The 16,477-nt window shown below is 38.3% G+C and carries 22 protein-coding genes; 5 read left to right on the top strand and 17 right to left on the bottom strand.

What is annotated here, in order from left to right; translation table 11 throughout:
* Position 1 precedes the first annotated feature (1 nt).
* The 12 genes from WIW89_RS03190 to WIW89_RS03135 are packed head-to-tail and all read right to left on the bottom strand — an operon-like array spanning position 2 to position 7,219.
* Positions 2 to 667, bottom strand: coding sequence for a hypothetical protein (locus tag WIW89_RS03190; protein WP_337719724.1), 666 nt, complete (start codon positions 665 to 667; stop codon positions 2 to 4).
* Positions 660 to 1,520 carry an AmmeMemoRadiSam system protein B gene (gene amrB, locus WIW89_RS03185; protein ID WP_337702430.1) on the bottom strand — a complete coding sequence of 287 codons (861 nt, stop codon included), beginning with the start codon at positions 1,518 to 1,520 and terminating at the stop codon, positions 660 to 662. Before amrB ends, WIW89_RS03190 begins: the two co-directional genes overlap by 8 nt.
* A complete protein-coding gene (rpsB, locus tag WIW89_RS03180) occupies positions 1,517 to 2,194 on the bottom strand; it encodes a 30S ribosomal protein S2 (RefSeq protein WP_337702432.1) in 678 nt (225 codons plus the stop codon). The genes amrB and rpsB overlap by 4 nt, the downstream gene beginning before the upstream one ends.
* Positions 2,195 to 2,204: 10 nt before the next feature.
* Entirely contained in the window at positions 2,205 to 2,405 is a 201-nt protein-coding gene (locus WIW89_RS03175; protein ID WP_337719723.1) for a DNA-directed RNA polymerase subunit N, read from the bottom strand.
* Positions 2,406 to 2,411: 6 nt separating this feature from the next.
* The gene (locus WIW89_RS03170; RefSeq protein WP_337719722.1) at positions 2,412 to 2,828 is read right to left on the bottom strand and encodes a 30S ribosomal protein S9; all 417 of its coding nucleotides are present in this window, start codon (positions 2,826 to 2,828) and stop codon (positions 2,412 to 2,414) included.
* Positions 2,821 to 3,282, bottom strand: a complete 462-nt coding sequence (locus tag WIW89_RS03165) for a 50S ribosomal protein L13 (protein WP_337719721.1) — start codon at positions 3,280 to 3,282, stop codon at positions 2,821 to 2,823. The genes WIW89_RS03170 and WIW89_RS03165 overlap by 8 nt, the downstream gene beginning before the upstream one ends.
* A complete protein-coding gene (locus WIW89_RS03160) occupies positions 3,279 to 3,635 on the bottom strand; it encodes a 50S ribosomal protein L18e (protein WP_156007664.1) in 357 nt (118 codons plus the stop codon). Before WIW89_RS03160 ends, WIW89_RS03165 begins: the two co-directional genes overlap by 4 nt.
* Positions 3,632 to 4,426, bottom strand: a complete 795-nt coding sequence (locus WIW89_RS03155; protein ID WP_337719720.1) for a DNA-directed RNA polymerase subunit D — start codon at positions 4,424 to 4,426, stop codon at positions 3,632 to 3,634. Before WIW89_RS03155 ends, WIW89_RS03160 begins: the two co-directional genes overlap by 4 nt.
* Before the next feature lie 24 nt (positions 4,427 to 4,450).
* Positions 4,451 to 4,849: a 30S ribosomal protein S11 gene (locus tag WIW89_RS03150; protein WP_337702442.1), complete on the bottom strand. Its 399-nt coding sequence runs from the start codon at positions 4,847 to 4,849 to the stop codon at positions 4,451 to 4,453.
* Complete coding sequence (locus WIW89_RS03145) at positions 4,833 to 5,372, bottom strand: 30S ribosomal protein S4 (RefSeq protein WP_156007661.1); 540 nt, start codon at positions 5,370 to 5,372, stop codon at positions 4,833 to 4,835. Before WIW89_RS03145 ends, WIW89_RS03150 begins: the two co-directional genes overlap by 17 nt.
* Positions 5,373 to 5,382: 10 nt before the next feature.
* Positions 5,383 to 5,919, bottom strand: a complete 537-nt coding sequence (locus WIW89_RS03140; protein WP_337702478.1) for a 30S ribosomal protein S13 — start codon at positions 5,917 to 5,919, stop codon at positions 5,383 to 5,385.
* 25 nt (positions 5,920 to 5,944) lie between these two features.
* Positions 5,945 to 7,219: an AIR synthase-related protein gene (locus WIW89_RS03135; RefSeq protein WP_337719719.1), complete on the bottom strand. Its 1,275-nt coding sequence runs from the start codon at positions 7,217 to 7,219 to the stop codon at positions 5,945 to 5,947.
* 33 nt (positions 7,220 to 7,252) lie between these two features.
* Here WIW89_RS03135 and WIW89_RS03130 point away from each other — a divergent pair, with 33 nt between their 5' ends.
* Genes WIW89_RS03130 through dnaG form a run of 4 tightly spaced genes read left to right on the top strand, consistent with a single transcriptional unit; the run spans position 7,253 to position 10,415 of the window.
* On the top strand, positions 7,253 to 7,657 hold the full coding sequence (locus tag WIW89_RS03130) for a secondary thiamine-phosphate synthase enzyme YjbQ (protein ID WP_337719718.1): 405 nt from the start codon (positions 7,253 to 7,255) through the stop codon (positions 7,655 to 7,657).
* Positions 7,658 to 7,701: 44 nt separating this feature from the next.
* Positions 7,702 to 8,031, top strand: coding sequence for a hypothetical protein (locus WIW89_RS03125; RefSeq protein ID WP_337719717.1), 330 nt, complete (start codon positions 7,702 to 7,704; stop codon positions 8,029 to 8,031).
* 45 nt (positions 8,032 to 8,076) lie between these two features.
* Positions 8,077 to 9,162 (top strand): tyrosine--tRNA ligase, encoded by a 1,086-nt coding sequence (locus WIW89_RS03120; RefSeq protein WP_337719716.1) that lies wholly within the window; start codon positions 8,077 to 8,079, stop codon positions 9,160 to 9,162.
* Positions 9,163 to 9,179: 17 nt separating this feature from the next.
* The gene (gene dnaG, locus WIW89_RS03115; protein WP_337702452.1) at positions 9,180 to 10,415 is read left to right on the top strand and encodes a DNA primase DnaG; all 1,236 of its coding nucleotides are present in this window, start codon (positions 9,180 to 9,182) and stop codon (positions 10,413 to 10,415) included.
* Between the two features lie 8 nt (positions 10,416 to 10,423).
* Here dnaG and WIW89_RS03110 read toward each other — a convergent pair whose 3' ends face one another.
* Positions 10,424 to 12,769, bottom strand: coding sequence for a DNA-directed DNA polymerase (locus tag WIW89_RS03110; RefSeq protein ID WP_337719715.1), 2,346 nt, complete (start codon positions 12,767 to 12,769; stop codon positions 10,424 to 10,426).
* 40 nt (positions 12,770 to 12,809) lie between these two features.
* Positions 12,810 to 13,271 (bottom strand): N-acetyltransferase, encoded by a 462-nt coding sequence (locus WIW89_RS03105; protein ID WP_337719714.1) that lies wholly within the window; start codon positions 13,269 to 13,271, stop codon positions 12,810 to 12,812.
* A 24-nt stretch (positions 13,272 to 13,295) separates the two neighbouring features.
* Here WIW89_RS03105 and WIW89_RS03100 point away from each other — a divergent pair, with 24 nt between their 5' ends.
* A complete protein-coding gene (locus WIW89_RS03100) occupies positions 13,296 to 14,315 on the top strand; it encodes an mRNA surveillance protein pelota (protein ID WP_337719713.1) in 1,020 nt (339 codons plus the stop codon).
* On the opposite strand, the gene WIW89_RS03095 is transcribed toward WIW89_RS03100, so the two are convergent.
* From WIW89_RS03095 to WIW89_RS03085, 3 genes are read right to left on the bottom strand one after another with little or no spacing between them, the layout of a single operon-like run.
* Entirely contained in the window at positions 14,292 to 15,308 is a 1,017-nt protein-coding gene (locus tag WIW89_RS03095) for a radical SAM protein (RefSeq protein WP_443296286.1), read from the bottom strand. The two genes, WIW89_RS03100 and WIW89_RS03095, sit on opposite strands and share 24 nt — an antisense overlap.
* Positions 15,277 to 15,810, bottom strand: a complete 534-nt coding sequence (locus WIW89_RS03090) for a DUF1122 family protein (protein WP_337719712.1) — start codon at positions 15,808 to 15,810, stop codon at positions 15,277 to 15,279. The genes WIW89_RS03095 and WIW89_RS03090 overlap by 32 nt, the downstream gene beginning before the upstream one ends.
* Complete coding sequence (locus tag WIW89_RS03085) at positions 15,797 to 16,462, bottom strand: nucleotidyltransferase domain-containing protein (protein ID WP_337719711.1); 666 nt, start codon at positions 16,460 to 16,462, stop codon at positions 15,797 to 15,799. Before WIW89_RS03085 ends, WIW89_RS03090 begins: the two co-directional genes overlap by 14 nt.
* Between the last annotated feature and the right edge of the window lie 15 nt (positions 16,463 to 16,477).

Here is a 16,477-nt window from a genome sequence, read left to right as displayed (position 1 = left end):
CTTAGGCACCCCTTACCTCTATTGCTGTAACATAATTTAAATCCCATATTAATTTCCAATCCTTTCTGGTCACAAATGGAATTCCATATAGAGACTCCCACAAACCGTTCTCGACATATAGTAAATTAAGATCTCTGGTCTCTACAAAATCTAATGGAATCATCCCTATTAGATGAACTAAAGAGTTATCTATATAACGCACAGAGGAAAGGTCTATGGGATAACTGAAGAGATAAGTAGAGGTGAAGTTAGGTAACGATAGCCTTATGGGCTCCTCTTCATCTCTATACAGAACGGGAACACCTACCTTAAACGCATACCTAAGAGCTCTGATCAGTTCCGAGTCAAAAAGAGCGTCGTCTATCATTAATAACGTGTCTTGTATCTCTTCCTCTGATATCGGTATCTCACATTCTTTTACACTCCTTCTAAAATACAAGTCCGACAAGTATATGTATGAGGAAGAGTAGGGAACATGTTTATCAAATGCTAAGGATATATTACACTTAAACCCTGTAGCCTCTTCGAATAAATCGTAAAATTTCTCTGGTAGTTTCATCTTACCATCTTTTGTTACGTTCACGTCAAATTCAGAGAACGCAACTAGGATGGGATTATTTATACCCTTAAGGGGTATTCCGAAAAGGGGTATAGGAAGACTAATCACCGAACCTCACTGATAAGTAACCTACTACTGCTGATTTATCCCCAGAAGTATCACCGGAAGTTGCGTGTTTCAACACATACGGTTTCTTACCGAATTTTTTGGCTAGTAATAACACAGTCATTATCGGCCCATAACCACAAGCGGTAACGTCTTTCTCTTCGACGACTTTGAAAAGACCTTTATAATCAAGTTTCTCAATTTCAGTTATTGCCATATTGTCCTTTTCGATCGTCTTATCATGGGGCTCATAGTGATTCAGGTCACTACTTGCAATCACTACAATATCCTTCTTTTTCTCATATATCTTCATAATCTTGTATATACCATCTGCTAACATTTCCGCAACATCGGGTGTTTGCATCATTATAACTATCGGAACTATTTTAAATTCTGAACCGAACAAATATTGGAGAAAAGGAACCTGAACTTCCACAGAATGCTCGTACAAATGGGCCTTCTCATCTATATCAACAATACCCGTTAGCCTCACTAATTCCATAGCAATATCCTCGTCTATTTCAACTTCACCTAAAGGAGTCCTCCACTTTCCCTTAAGCCAAACTGATACAAAAGAACCTAAGCCCGTGTGATTGGGGCCTAGTATAATGACTGTGTCCGGTTTACCCTCTTGTGCTAAATAGTAATAGGAATGGGCTGCGACCGGTCCACTGTACATGTAACCTGCATGTGGGACTATGAAAAATAAATTATCTCTTCTCTGAGGTTTTTCTTTAGGAATTGAGGGTAATTCTCCAGGGCCCAAAGGATGTAAAAAACATTCCTTAATCTGTTCCTTTAGTTTCTCGGGATCTGCATCATAAAATGCACCAGCAACTGCTGGTATTCTTATCATTCCGCCAGCCTCGTCTCAAAGTCTTCGACCCTTGCTGGTATATCGCCGTCAGCTGGTATCTCCTTCCTCTCTCTTAATACTTGCCTAGCCAAAGCCCAATAAAGTAATGCTAGCGACTTCCTACCCTTGTTATTTGCAGGTATAACTACGTCTATGAAGTCTACCTTCGCATCCGTGTCTGAGAAGGCTACAATGGGGATGCCTACCTTTGAAGCTTCTTTAATAGCTTGCAAATCAGTTCTCGGATCTGTTACAACCAAAACTTCTGGCTCTATATAGTTAGATAAGTATGGATTAGTTAAAGTGCCTGGCGGGAATCTACCTACTATAGCTTTACCTCTAACTATTTGAGCAAACTTCTGAGTAGGAGTATATGCGTAAGGTCTCGACGCTACGGCTAATATACCTTGAGGTGAAAACTTAGCAAGGAATTTAGCTGCTATCCTTAACCTTTCGTCGATCTTCCTGACATCTAGTACGTAAAGACCTTCCGGTCTAACTCTATAGATAAATCTCTCCATGTAAGCCGTGCACGTATGCGTCCCTATGTGAACTCCAGACGATAGATACATATCTAGAGGTACTAATAGCTCGATTAATTGACCTTTCTCTGTCTTCTGAAGTTCTGCCTTCTCCTCCTCAGATAATTGACCACCTTTTTCTTGTTCACTCACTTTCTCCACCTCAAATCGGCCTGGTGTAATGTATAACTTCCTTAATTATATCTACATGGGATAAAAGCATTCTCCTGCAACAATATCTTTTCACTCCTAAACTATCTAACACTTTTCCCGGTTCCTCTCCTGCCGATATTCGAGTTATAAAGGGCTCCCACTTATCAGCAATTACGGAGCCACATGTAAAACATCTAATTGGAATAATCATAAGATTTCACCTATATGCCTTCTGCCTCCATCTTCTCGCACTGTATCTCATCCACTTTTCTGACTCAGTCTGCCTTGGATCGCCGGCTAACATAGTTCTATCATAGGCTTTATATATCTGCTCAAGCTCTTTGCTCCCAGTAAACTTAACTAAAGCTTTAGCTAAAGCCATCCTAGCAGCATCCGCTTGTCCCATTACTCCTCCGCCACTAGTATATATTTTGGCATCGATCGAGGATGCTATATTTTGTCCTGCTAGCAACAAAGGCTCCATTATTTTCATTCTAACTACCTCTATCGGTAGGATTTCCAAGGGGGTATCGTTAATGTAGACTCTACCTTTACCTGAAGTTAGATAGCACCTAGCTCTTGCCATTTTTCTTCTTGCAGACGTAATTATAACGGTCTTTTGTTGCTCAGCCATTTACATAACCTCCTATGGCTTTAGATAATTCTGCTACAGTTATATATTTACCCTTTAATCTGCTCACATCAGCATCCTCGAACCTAATCGTCTGCTTACCTTCAAACTCCTTAGGAACGCCTATATACACAATTAGGTTCTTATAGTATTGCCTACCCATTCTGTTCTTAGGTAACATACCCCTTACAGTCCTCTTCACTATATTTACAGGATTTCTAGGTCTTCTTATACCGTTCTTTGCAGGGTTCTGCATAGTCCTAACAGTGAACAAGAGACTGTAACCTTGTATAACTCTAGATCTAGGACCGCTTATTACTGCCTTTTCTGCATTAACTACTATTACCTTCTTTCCTTCTTTAAGGAGTTTCACAATATGAGTTGCCATTCTTCCTAGAATCTGGTTCTCTGCATTAACTATTACTTCATTTTGGGTCTTCTGAACTTGTTCACTCATTGCTTCATCAACCTCACGGTTTTACCTTTAAAGTCTTTTAACTCCTGAACTGCCTTATATAAACTCATAACTTTACCCCCACTTTTCTCAATTTTTTCTTTGGCTGACTTAGAAAAGGACAATGCTACAACAGTAACTGGATGATCGAGTGAACCTATACCTAATACTTTGCCAGGTACTACCACAATATCATTAGGTTTCGTGTGCTTATTTATTTTATATAAGTTAATGTAAGCTCTTTTTCTACTAGGAGCTTTGAGTTCTTCAGCTACAGCTAACCAAAGGTTCTTTTTTTGCTTTTCAAGAGTGTATATAAGCTTTCTTAGCATAACGTTTGTGCTTGCCATTTTCATACAACCCCTAACTTGCCCTTTAATTCATTTAATTTGCGTATTAAGCTTTTACTTGCCTCTATTAAAATTCTCTCTGGCTTCAAACTGCCGGTTGACTCGATCTCAAGTATGTACTTTCCTTCTACTGCTGATACTTCTATTTTCCCCCTACAATACTTAAGACACTCTTCACATAAGGTACAAGCAAGCTCATTTGATACTACAACCCTGCCGTCCTTTGTCAAAAATACTCTTTCCGGACAAACTTCTACTGCTTTTTCACAATTATCCAAGACTTCAACCTTAGGATAATACCTCAGGATAGCAACTGAAACCGGACTATACTTAATGTGTTCTTTACCGTATCCAAGCCTAAGTTTAGCTTCAAGTGATATCCTCTGCTTCGGACCTAACAGAACTATAGGAATCGCGTCGTTTATAGGAACTACTGCGGGATCCTCGGATTTGAGGTCTTTAGAATATACCATCATAGAGCCTTGGTCATTAACTTCAACTTGTAAATATACCCTAGAATAACATCCATCACAATTTTCCTTGCAGTCCGCACATTCTTCAGGTGGACGATAATGTTCTAAAGCCTCATCAGATGTAAATGGGATCATAGCTAACCTGTGTGCTAAAATCTCATCGTAAAGGGGGCTAGTATTCTCTATAAAATATACTTCATCTACAGCCATTGTGGGTACAAACAGCATTGAAGCTCTGCGTATGGAATTTACAAACTCTAGAGGATACTCTGAGACTATTAACGACAAAGAAAGATTATCTTTACGAAGTACTGAAATAGACATAGTAAAACACTCGTAGTCTCCTTTTTATACTCTTCTTCCTCTTCTTCCGCCTGGTCTCCTTATAGTATCGTGGGGTAAAGGTGTTACATCTTCTATCCTTCCTATTATGAATCCAGCCCTAGCTAACGCTCTTATAGCTGGTTGTGCTCCGGGTCCAGGTGTTTTAGAGCCATAACCACCCGGTGCCCTTACTTTTATATGAATTGCAGAAATTCCCTTTTCGAATGCATCACTTGCCGCCTTGTTAGCAGCTAACATAGCTGCATAAGGTGATGGCTTTTCTCTATCGGCCTTTACTACAGTGCCACCAGATGCTTTAGATATTATTTCCGCCCCAGTAAGGTCGGTTATCGTTATTATTGTGTTATTTTGTGATGCATAAATCCTTGCTTGACCCCACCTAATTTCACGCCTGCTGGACATTTACCTCACCTCCAGAAGTTTGTGTTGGTGGATGCTGTTTAAACGGTGAAGTAGGATAGTAATCTATCATATCCTCTTCACCTCTTTGAACTATGTAACCGGGAGACGTAACTCTCTTACCACCTAGTGCTATATGACCGTGGACTATAAGCTGTCTAGCTTGATATATTGTCCTAGCTAAACCTTTTCTGTAAACTATTGTCTGCAATCTTCTTTCCAGATAACTCTCTTCTGTTAAGCTCAACACGTCGTCAACTGTGGCATTTTCTTTATCTAATATTCCCATTCTGTATAACTTTGCAATTAACTGTTTCTCTCTTACAGCCCTTTCAGCTGGGGGTAAACCCAATAAAGACCTCGCCTGATGTCTAAAGTTTCTTATTATCGTCTGTGCTAACCATAACTCCCTCTTGTTTCTTAGACCGTACTTACCTATTAGAACTTGTTCTCTGTCTAGATTTACCTTTATCCAAGGATGACCCGGACCTGCCCACTTCCTTCTGCTTTTTCTTGGATCTCCCATCTATTCCACCTCACTTCTTAGCTTGTCCACCACCTGAAGAACCCCCACCACCGGAAGATTGTGCTTTAGGTTGAGCTTGAGCTTGAGGCTGAGCAGCCTTTGACCTTCTCACACCTACAGTAGTTCCAGTTCTACCCGTAGTCCTTGTTCTCTGCCCTCTAACCTTAAGTCCTAGAGAATGCCTTACTCCTCTCCAGCTTCTAATCTTTTTCTCCCTCTCTATATCGTTCCTAACATAAAATATCAAATCAGAAGTAACTAAATGTAAATCTACACCTTCTTCATAATCCCTCCTTCTATTATACAACCATGTAGGTAACTCAGGGATTTTCTTATTAGTCAAATAATTCTCTATCTTCTTTATATCCTCGTCAGAAAGTTCTCCTAACCTTCTGTCCTTGTCAAGACCTAATTTGCTAACAATAGCTCTTGCGGTGTTATAGCCTATCCCTTTAACCATTGCAAGAGCGTAAGGAACCTTCATAGTACCATCTACGTCTTGCCCGAAAAGCCTAACGATATATTTAAACTGCTGTTGTTCCGACATTAGCATCAGCTTATACACCTAATTACTAACTTGCTTTTAAAGTTTTCAATACATTTTCTTTCTTCTCCTTTACGAGTTTTAACGCATCATTCAACCTATGTCTAATTAATTCCTCGCTGTAACTTGTCTTATTTCCTATAATTTTTTTAATCGGAGTATAAGGGGACTCTCTAAATCCCATTTCTAATCGGTTTCCCCTTTCGTCGACAAGCTTGCCCTTATCGGCCCTCACTATACGACCAATTATACCAGCTCTTATACCAGACTCAGTAAGTTTTTTCAGTATCACGTCAGGCTCTTTAGTGAAAATCGCAATAGAATCTATGGATAAACCCAAAGGGTCTATTCCCAAAGAGTTTAGCATCTCGTAAACTTTGGGGTTTATAAGCGAGATAAAAACCTCTTTTTCAAGTTCAATACCCAAGTTTTCAGGCAACTCGTAAGCCGTGGCACGTATTCCACCGTTAGTAATGTCAGTAGCACTGTGAACCTTGTTGACGATAAATTCTTCACTAATTACTCTACATGTAACTAAGTCTACGAGAGATAAGGTCTCCTTTACTACATCATAAAAACCATTATAAATTGCAGTAGTAGTTATAGTACCTCCTCCTTTTCCCTCGGTCATGACTATATAGTCGCCCTCTTCGATCTTATCCCTGCTAAAGAAGACTTTCTTCAATAAACCCACGGCTCCTATACCTCCACTGATCCTTTCCCCTATAACTAAATCTCCTCCGATCCTTAACGTACTACCCGCAAGAATAGGAATACCTAAAAACTCCGTAACCGACATTACTCCAGCCTCAAAATCCAATAACATTCCCAAATCACTGTCGTCAGACAAATGTATATCAACCAGAACTCCTATCGGTTCTGCACCTTTTACCATAACGTCCCTTAATGCAGCTCTTGTAGCGTGAAAACCTGCTAAAAAGGGGAAGTATGCTAATCGGGAATGTATTCCATCAATCGAGACTACTACGTTCTTGTTAACTCTAGCATCTTCGAATTTATTTAAGCCACTTAAACTCAGGATCTTTTCATGAATTATATGGTCACCTTTCCCCCTAGAGCCTAATCCCGCCTCACCAGCCTTGAGACCGGTTACCGGGTAGGAAAGAAGTGGTTCTATTTTTGATGCAATTATAGACTTTTTAACTTCTTCTATTATAGCATCTGTTAACTGCTCTTTGAGTTGATAATCTTTCCCTTTGTAAAACTCAATTTCCTCTATAATCTTCTTTCTCATTTCTTCTACATTAGGATATAATCTCCTAGCGATACCTTCTAAGTCCATATAATATAAAAAAGGAATTGCAATATTAAGCATATGAAAATACTTTCAAAGGAGTTTCAGGTAAAGACCAAGAGTCGTTTTGAAAGTATAGATATAACAGACCTAGTTCAAGAGAGTATAAAAGGTGTGAATGAAGGTGTAGCCTATGTTATAGTAAAACACACAACTTGTGCAATAACTATTAATGAAGCCGAGAGGGGATTAATGAGTGATTACATAGAATGGGCTAAAAAGTTGGTTCCTCCAGAGGGGGAATTCAGGCATAATACAATTGATAATAACGGACATGCTCACGTGATATCTTCTATAATAGGAAATTCAAGAGTAGTACCAATTACTGGAGGAACGTTGGATCTCGGAACTTGGCAAAGGATAATCTTATTAGAGTTTGATGGGCCAAGAACTCGAACAGTTCTCGTTAAAGTGATGGGAGAATAATAGCTTTTTTAGTTGATTTTTACAATATTATTCGGGCTCTAGGTATGCCACCATCGCCCTTAACAATAATCGATAAAGTGGAGTTATGCACTACTTCTTTATGTATTGAAAAAGTTGTGGACGAATATCTTACTTCTCTAATGAGAAAGATAAAAGAAAGCGAGAAAACAATTGACAGCTTCAGGCTTTTTGATGAGGGAGAAGACTCGGTTAATGAAAGGGAATTCTTTAATTATTATAAGTTTACGGAGGCTCTTATCGAAAAAGTGATAGAAAACGACATAGATCTCAATTTCATAATCAACGATTTAGTTGAAAAATTGGGCAAGACTCATCCAGTCGTTCTATTCCTTAAGCAACTCACTGAAGAATAGGATTTTTTATTTTATTTTAGTCTCTTTATTTTGGGGATGCTTACTTTGAACGTAGACGAAAAGCTAAATCTAATAAGGATAAATACGGAAGAAATAGTAACACTAGAAGAACTAAAGAAAAAACTGGAAGAAGGAAATAGATTAAAGGGATATATAGGTTTTGAACCTAGTGGGCTGTTCCACATAGGTTGGTTAATATGGGCACAGAAGGTAAAGGACTTAATCGAAGCAGGCGTTGATATGTCAATATTAGTTGCCACGTGGCACGCATGGATAAATGACAAGCTAGGAGGAGATTTAGAGAAAATTCGCTTAGCCGGGGAATACGCAATAGAGGTGTTAAACTCTTACGGAGTAGACGTGAGTAAAGTAAAAGTTGTTTATGCTGAAGAATTCGTGAAAGACCCGAATTATTGGGCTCTAGTAATTAAAGTAGCTAAGAGTACGAGCCTTGCGAGGATGAAGAGAGCTCTTACAATAATGGGAAGAAAAGCTGAAGAAGCTGAGCTTGACACTTCAAAATTAATTTATCCGGCTATGCAAGTTGCTGACATTTTCTACCAAGACCTAGATATAGCCCTAGGAGGAACTGACCAGAGAAAGGCTCACATGCTTGCCAGAGATGTAGCTGATAAATTGGGCAAGAAGAAGATAGTAGCAATTCACACTCCTTTATTAGTAGGACTTCAAGGAGGTCAAAGAATGAACGTTCAAGGGATGGATGAAGACGACTATTTAGCTTCTATAAAGATGAGTAAGTCCAAACCAGAAACTGCGATTTTTGTTCATGACCCACCCGAGCTAGTGGAAGCTAAACTGAGAAGTGCGTATTGTCCTAAAGGAGTTATAGAAGATAATCCAGTTCTACAAATTAATAAGTACATCATATTTGCGAACAAGGGAGCCACCTTGAAAGTGGAAAGGGATGTAAAGTATGGTGGAGATATAGAGTTTAAGACTTATGAAGAACTAGAAAGAACTTTCGCTGAAGGCAAATTACATCCATTAGACTTAAAGCTTGCAACAGCGAGAAGACTAAATGAGATCCTAGATCCAATTAGAAAAAGTCTCTACTCGAAGACCAAATACGAATCCCTTATCTCAGATCTTGAAAAGAGTGTAAGTAGATAAATAGAAGGTGTGAAAAAATGAAATATAACATAGTCCTTAAATTTGAAGTAGAGGGTATTGTAGATAAGCCTGACGTTATAGGAGCAGTTTTTGGACAAACCGAGAATTTATTTGGAGAGGACTTCGACTTGAGAGAATTACAAGATAAAGGTAGATTAGGTAGAATATCAGTTGAGATAAATACTACTAAAGGTAGAAGCGAAGGAACAATAATAATTCCTTCTAACTTAGATCGAATTGAAACTGCACTAATAGCTGCTATGGTCGAAAACGTAGATAAAGTGGGACCCTATAATGCAAAATTCCAGTTAGTAGAAATTCAAGATATAAGAGAGGAAAAGATAAAGAGGATAATCGATAGAGCAAAGGAAATTTTATCTAATTGGTCTAAGGTAAGAACACTTGACATAAGAGAAGTTATTTATGAAATATCTTCAGCCGTAAAGACCGGAGAAATAATAGAGTATGGTCCCGAAAAATTGCCCGCAGGCCCAGATGTAGAAAAGGATCCAGAACTCATAATAGTTGAAGGAAGAGCCGATGTAATAAATTTACTCAAATACGGGTATAGAAATACCATTGCAATTGAAGGAGCTACTGGTAAGATCCCTCAAAGCGTAATAGACCTAGCAAAACAAAAGAAAACAGTAATAGCTTTCTTAGACGGTGATCACGGAGGAGACTTAATACTTAAGCAATTAATGATGAGCAACATAAAACTTGATTACGTCGCTAGAGCTCCAGCAGGAAAAGAAGTTGAAGAACTAACTGGAAAGGAGATAGCTAAAGCACTTTCTAACATGATGACAGTATCTCAATACTTAAAGAAGCAACAAGAGGCTCAGCAAGCCATAAGAGACGCGATAGCTCCAGAGACTAAACAAGTGTCTGTAACTAACGTAAGTATTAAAGAAGAACAGATTCAAAAGTCAGGACAACAACAAATAACCATAAACATTCCGCCTAATGTAGTTGAAGAAATAAAGAAACTGCCTGGGACGTTAGAAGGTATACTTTATGACGAGAACTGGAACATAATAGAAAAAATCCAGGTTAGAGATATAGTCCAAAAACTGGAGAATACAAACGACAACAGGATCAAATATATCGTGTTTGATGGGGTAATAACACAAAGATTGGTAGACTTAGCTTCCTCCAAAAATATAAGTATGTTGATAGGAGCGAGGATAGGAGGTATTTCAAAGAGACCTAAAAACCTTGAATTGTTGAGTATCTCTGATGTTATATCCTAGGACACCGTCTATTTCTTAAAGAAGCTTAATATATCCGTACCGCCACTTTTAAGAGAATCTTCTTTTATACCAAATACTTTTAACACGTGCATAGCTGATGGAATTATTTGATTATCTACGTAGTACGAAATATCAATTCTAGAGTTATCCTTCACAAGGAAATAAGGTTCAGCCCTTTCCGAAAGTTTATTAGTACCTTTAACAATGACGTAACCTATCTTACTTCCCTTAGTCACCAAGTATCCTGCTTTAATTGCCTTCTTTGCTGCAACTACGTGAGGAGCTGTAATTGCGTACTCATTAACATCTTTATCCAAGCCTTTCCAAACTATGAGATCTTCTATCTTAAACTCTCCACGTCTTAGGGAAAGAACAGTCTTCCGTACGTATCTAACAGCATCATCAACCTTCCCTGTCCTGAGTATGATTTCTATTACATTCCTTTGCACTTCTCTAGCCAACTCACACCAATCTCCTCTGATAGCTTCAAACCCTACAATGTCAATCCTTCCGTCTTCTGTTATTCCTGCATATCTCTTTTTACTCTCTGTAAAGAGGACTCTTCTGTATACTTTATCCACCTTAATTTCTATACCAAACTTCTGAGAGATCATTTCTTGGAGCTTGTTTATATCCCCGTTTCCTTTTATGAATATAGAGTCCGTATCACCGTAAATTACTTTGAACCCGTGCTCCGTAGCGATCTTAGCAGCATCACTTATTATACTCCTCCCCCATGCCGTTACAGCCTCAGCACCTTCTCTGCTGTACCATCTTGCGTTAATCCATCCCATATAACCGTAAAAAGCATTTGCCATTACTTTCAACGCCTTTTGTCTTTCGTCTAGCAATCGTTTTTCATATTCGTCCTTCGTTTCTTTCAACTTAGATTTAATCTCCCTCCTCTCCTTTACCAAATTCTCCAATACGAATTTGTATAGACCAGGTGGTTCCTTTCTAAATTTATGACCTATGGGCGAGACCCAACAATCATTACATTCACCCTTAACTAACGTGTCGGGACCTACATTATATTTGATCATTATAGAGGGATACATTGATGAAAAGTCGAGGACTATTACGTTTTCATGAATTCCTTGAATAGGTGATATAACTAGTCCTCCTTCATAACTTTCACCAGTTCTCTCTTCCTTATTCGGTATGAGCTCGTTGTACTTATTTGACTCTCTCATTAATAGCCACTCCACTCTGTAACCTACACTCGCCATAGATAGCTGGTCTAGTGGAAGTCCAGTAATCCTCGTTAACTCTATTGCAAAAGGTAGGAAGGATTCGCCAAGAAGATATACAGACCTTGCATTATCCGCTACATATTGAATCACCTTGTTTTTCTTATCCTTATCTTCCCACATCTTAGGTATCTCATACCACTCTAAGTTAACTCTATCTTCTTTTTTGACAATCCCCAAGTAATCACATATGTTCTCCAACGTCTTGATTTTTACCTCTGATACAGAGTTCACGAAGCCAGCCAAGTCCACGTTTAATCTTCCAGTCATCGAATAGTGCCCGTAAACACCTTGTGAGGGTTCCCCATTAACCCTTCTACCAACATCTAGCTTTAAGCCCTTAGAATGAGCCCTCTCCAAAAGATACTGTAAATCAAACGAGTTAGTGTTAAAGCCATAAACAATGTCGGGATCATAATCCTGAAAGAAAGCAACAAACTCCTTAATTATTTGTTTATCGTCAGAATCGGAAGCCACGAACTGCTTCGCACTATCGTCTGTTTTAACTGCAATTACTACTATAGGGTCTTTTCTAGGATTAGGAGAGCCTTGTTTAGAATACACTTGAATGCTAAAAGAAAGCTTTCTAAGCTTCGGTATGGAACCTACGTATTGTTCTTTTATGTTCTTGATTTCATAGACCTTATTAACCCTGAAGTTAGTATTTCCTACCTCCTCTACCTCAGCTTTAATCCAATGGAATGGCTTTATGTCCTTATCTATTGAGTACCTCATGTAAAATCTTATATCAGCCTCTAACACTTGCTTTACTCCTTTAACTTTAAGAACTTCATCCCTATATATTCTAACGTAAGCGGGTATCAGTGTTTCTATTCTTAATACAGTAACGGGTTGTCCAAATAATTTCTTTCCTTTGATTGGAATTATATCAGTTATTGGTGATCCAGACTTACTAAGCTTTTTTATTTCCTCTATAATATAGTCTACTTCTTTTTCATCAACAACCACATAGAAATACGGTCTGAAATTTTTCTCTAGAAGAACAGTCCTTTGTCCTTCAGTGTCAATTGCCCAGATAAAGATGACTGGTATATTGTCAATTACGTCATATGAAAAATCAAGTATGAAAAAGTCTTTAATCATAAATTATATACCACTTCTCATGTATTATAAAGGCAATCAATCACTCAAATCCAATTCTATCTAGCAAATCTTTAACCATAATAAATGCATGTTGGTTTCTACCATAGTAATTTAATTGTAATTTTACCACTTTATATCCGAGTTTGTTATAGAAAGAAATTCCATCTTTATTTCCGTAATTAACTTCAAGATACGAGTGAGAGCAACCTTTTAATCTAAACTTCGACTCTAGTTGCATTAAAAGCATAGAGCCCACCCCTCTTTTCCTTTCCGTCTTTTTTACTGCAATAGATACCACATGACCTCTATAACCGTATTGAATCACGCCTAAAGAATATCCCAATACCTTACCTTTCTCGTCCTTTGCAACTAAAAATAAGTCGTCTGCTAAAAAATAATAAGCCCTGAGTAAAGAGTAAGGATAAGGATTCTCAAAGCTCTCAAGTTCTATTGCGTAGATCTCGTTAAGATCGTCTTCGTTCGCATTAGTTATAATTACCAAACTTCCACACTAATTTATTTAGCAATGAGGATTTTAGAAATTGACGAAAAGAAAAACCTAATAAAATTACACGTGGAAGACGAGGACGACTTATGGATATTACACTTGATTCTTGAAAAAGGAGATATAGTAATAGCAAGAACTACAAGAGACGTAAGCATAGGAAAGGATAGTAGGAGGATACCCATGACAGTAGAACTTGAAGTAGAACATACTGAATTTCAACAATATACGTCAAGACTCAGAATACATGGAATAATCTTGAATGCGCCAGAGAGGTTCGGAATAAAGGGGGCTCATCACACCATTAACCTAGATCTAGGAGACGAAATAATAATAATAAAGGAAAAGTGGTCTGAGTTCTCATTAGAAAAAATAAAGAGACAAGCTGAGAAAAAAGGGAAATTACTTATTGTATTAGTGGACTTCGACGAGTATTTAATAGCAACACCTATGGCTCAAGGGGTTAGAATATTACAAGAGAGAAGTTTACCATCACCTAATAAAGAGAATGAAGGAATAATAGAAGAGAACGCTAAAGAAGTCGCTGAAGAGATAAGGAGCTACCTAAACTCTCTCTCAACTAACGTAGTGGTATTGGCTGGTCCTGGTCCTTTTAAGGAAATAGTTGCAAAACATTTACAAAACGTAAAGGTCTATATAGATAGCGTATCTTCAGCCACCAGAAACGGCTTGAACGAGATCCTGAGAAGAGATGTTATTAACCAAGTCTACAGAGATTACGAACTAGCAGAAGAGGTAAAAGTTATGGAAAAGATCATGGAAAATCTGTCGAAAGACACTGGTCTTATAGCTTACGGGAAAGACGATGTTAAAAAAGCTGTAGAGTACGGTGCAGTAGACACGTTGCTTGTAATCGAAGATTACCTATCAGCTGATACGAGAGAAGAAATAGAGCCTGTATTGGAAGATGTCGAAAGGAAAAGAGGAAGAGTGATGATCGTACCAAAGGATTCAACTATTTATTATCAAGTGAAAAACCTTTCTGGAATAGTTGCATTACTCAGATTTAGGATAAACTAACTTTTCTGATATTCTTAATCTCCTCTGGTCTGGATGTTCTTCTACCAATAATACCTCCGAAAAAAGGTTGGAGAACTCAGGAGAAATAGCCCATATACCATCACTTATCTTCTCTCCGTAATCCGACAGGTCCATATTACTCCTGACAATAGCCCTTACTACTGTTCCCTCTGGAGTCCCCTGCTCGTAAGGTTTGGAGGAATACCTGATTATCCGCAAAAATCTGGTTCTAGTCTCCACAACGTCTTTATAGACGGAACTACAGTAATGCAGCGCTAAATTACACGTCTCGTATCTTCTGAGTAGTGATAATGCTACTTCAGCACTCTCCTTTACCCCCGTAAGACCGTGGCTAACCTTATACCCTTGGACGTTAAGGGGTTGAAAATTCCTCTCCGTAAGCTCCAATTCATTAATATTGATAAATTTAACTCCCTTCTCAGTACCCCACTTAATAACTTTTTCCAGATAATCCTTTTCATGAGGTAGCGAGGGAACTTCTATTCCCACATCGAAATCAAACTTTAAAGCCTTCTCAATAGCTTTAAAGTACTCATCTTTAACTGGGTGAAATCTTATCTCATCTAAACCTACTGCTTGCAACTCTCTTAAAACGTCGTAAGTTACATACCTACCACTAGTGTAAAGATGAACGTGAAAGACTGAAGAAAACTCATCTTTTAGCATTCTGATCAATCTTACCACTCGGTTGAGTGCTAATATTGGATCCCCTCCAGTGATCCCAGCCCCTAAGGCGTTCATTCTGTAAGCTTCATATATGAAATCACGTAGTGTCTCTACTTTTGCCTCATTAGCATACATTACGTCTTTACCGAACCTTTCGTTACTGACCGGACAATAATAGCAGTTATCACCACACTTTCCAGTTATATAAACTACAAGCTTACCCCCTAGCCTACATAATTCACAGCCTTTGGGTAATGCCGTATAAACACCTATGTCAGGATTTCCCTTTAGCAATTCTCTCTTCAATATATTTCCTTACATCCTCCCTTTTAACTTCACCTAATAGCTCCTTTAACTCCCTTATCTCGTCCTCTTCATTATAAGCCTTATTAGCTTGTAATTTAGGAATTCCTTCGTTACCGCCTTCAGGAAAATACCAGTCCTTAAACCAAGTAAAACCCGCTTTGATGAGGGAGAAACCCAGTGGGGTATCTGCAGGATTATATCCCTGAATTAGCATCTTCCTGGTTTCCGGGTCTTTCAAATAGGTCACGAAAAACTTCCCACCAAGTGGCAAGAAATGATACACAAAGGAGAAAAATTCGTCTTCTAGTCCTTCATTTCTCAACCACGGGTCGTAATCTATCTCTAACCAAGGAGTGTAATAACCCCTACCAGAAAAGTAGTAAGCTTTACCTAAAAATTTCCCATTAATAAACACTAGAAATGTTTTTAATTCCTTAATGTGTGTAGGTCTAACGTCTTTACTTTCTATCTCTAGCCGATTTCCTACCTTACCTCTTAACATCAATAGCTCTACGGAAATATTTGTTAGTCTTATATAAATTCCTGATAGCGTTCTCAAAACTCTCATCTCTGTCCAGTTCGTATTTAAGAAATACACCTGAGTGACCCCTATCTTCTCTTTTAGTCAATAGCCTCTCACGTTCTAAAATTGTGTCATAAGATACGTTCTTCAAAACTTTTGCTGCATAATCCTCATTGCCCTTGAGAGGTATTTCAATGTGACCCTTCTCCGTAGGGATAATTATCATTAGCTTCTTGTTTACTCCTGAAATTCTTATACCTTTTTCGATATCTTGGGCGGAAACCAGCCCACCAAAATAATAAAACTCTACTTCCTTTCTGGACATTTTAGATAACGGAAAAGAGATAACCTCTTTCTCATCAGGGTCTAAAGAAATATAAGCTTTTGGAGTCGAAAAAGGTGTAGCTTGAACAATGAATTTGTGATCGGCATTTAACAAGTCAAGTTTCAAGATGTCTGGCGAAAACACAACCACGTCTATATCACTATCCTCATGAACGTCTCCTCTTGCAACGGAACCATATGTAAAACCTTCTTGTCCCAAAATACGTAATCTAGAGAGAATAAGTAAAGCCCTATCTCTCTTTTCAGCTAACAACTTCCAATGCCTCTCAGTATATTCTATTTCCATCTGATTTAATAGTGA

It is taken from the genome of Stygiolobus sp. CP850M, assembly GCF_037389425.1.
Lineage (GTDB): Archaea > Thermoproteota > Thermoprotei_A > Sulfolobales > Sulfolobaceae > Stygiolobus.
The sequence above is the reverse complement of the archived record's forward strand: the minus strand, read 5'-3'. Positions and strand labels throughout refer to the sequence as shown.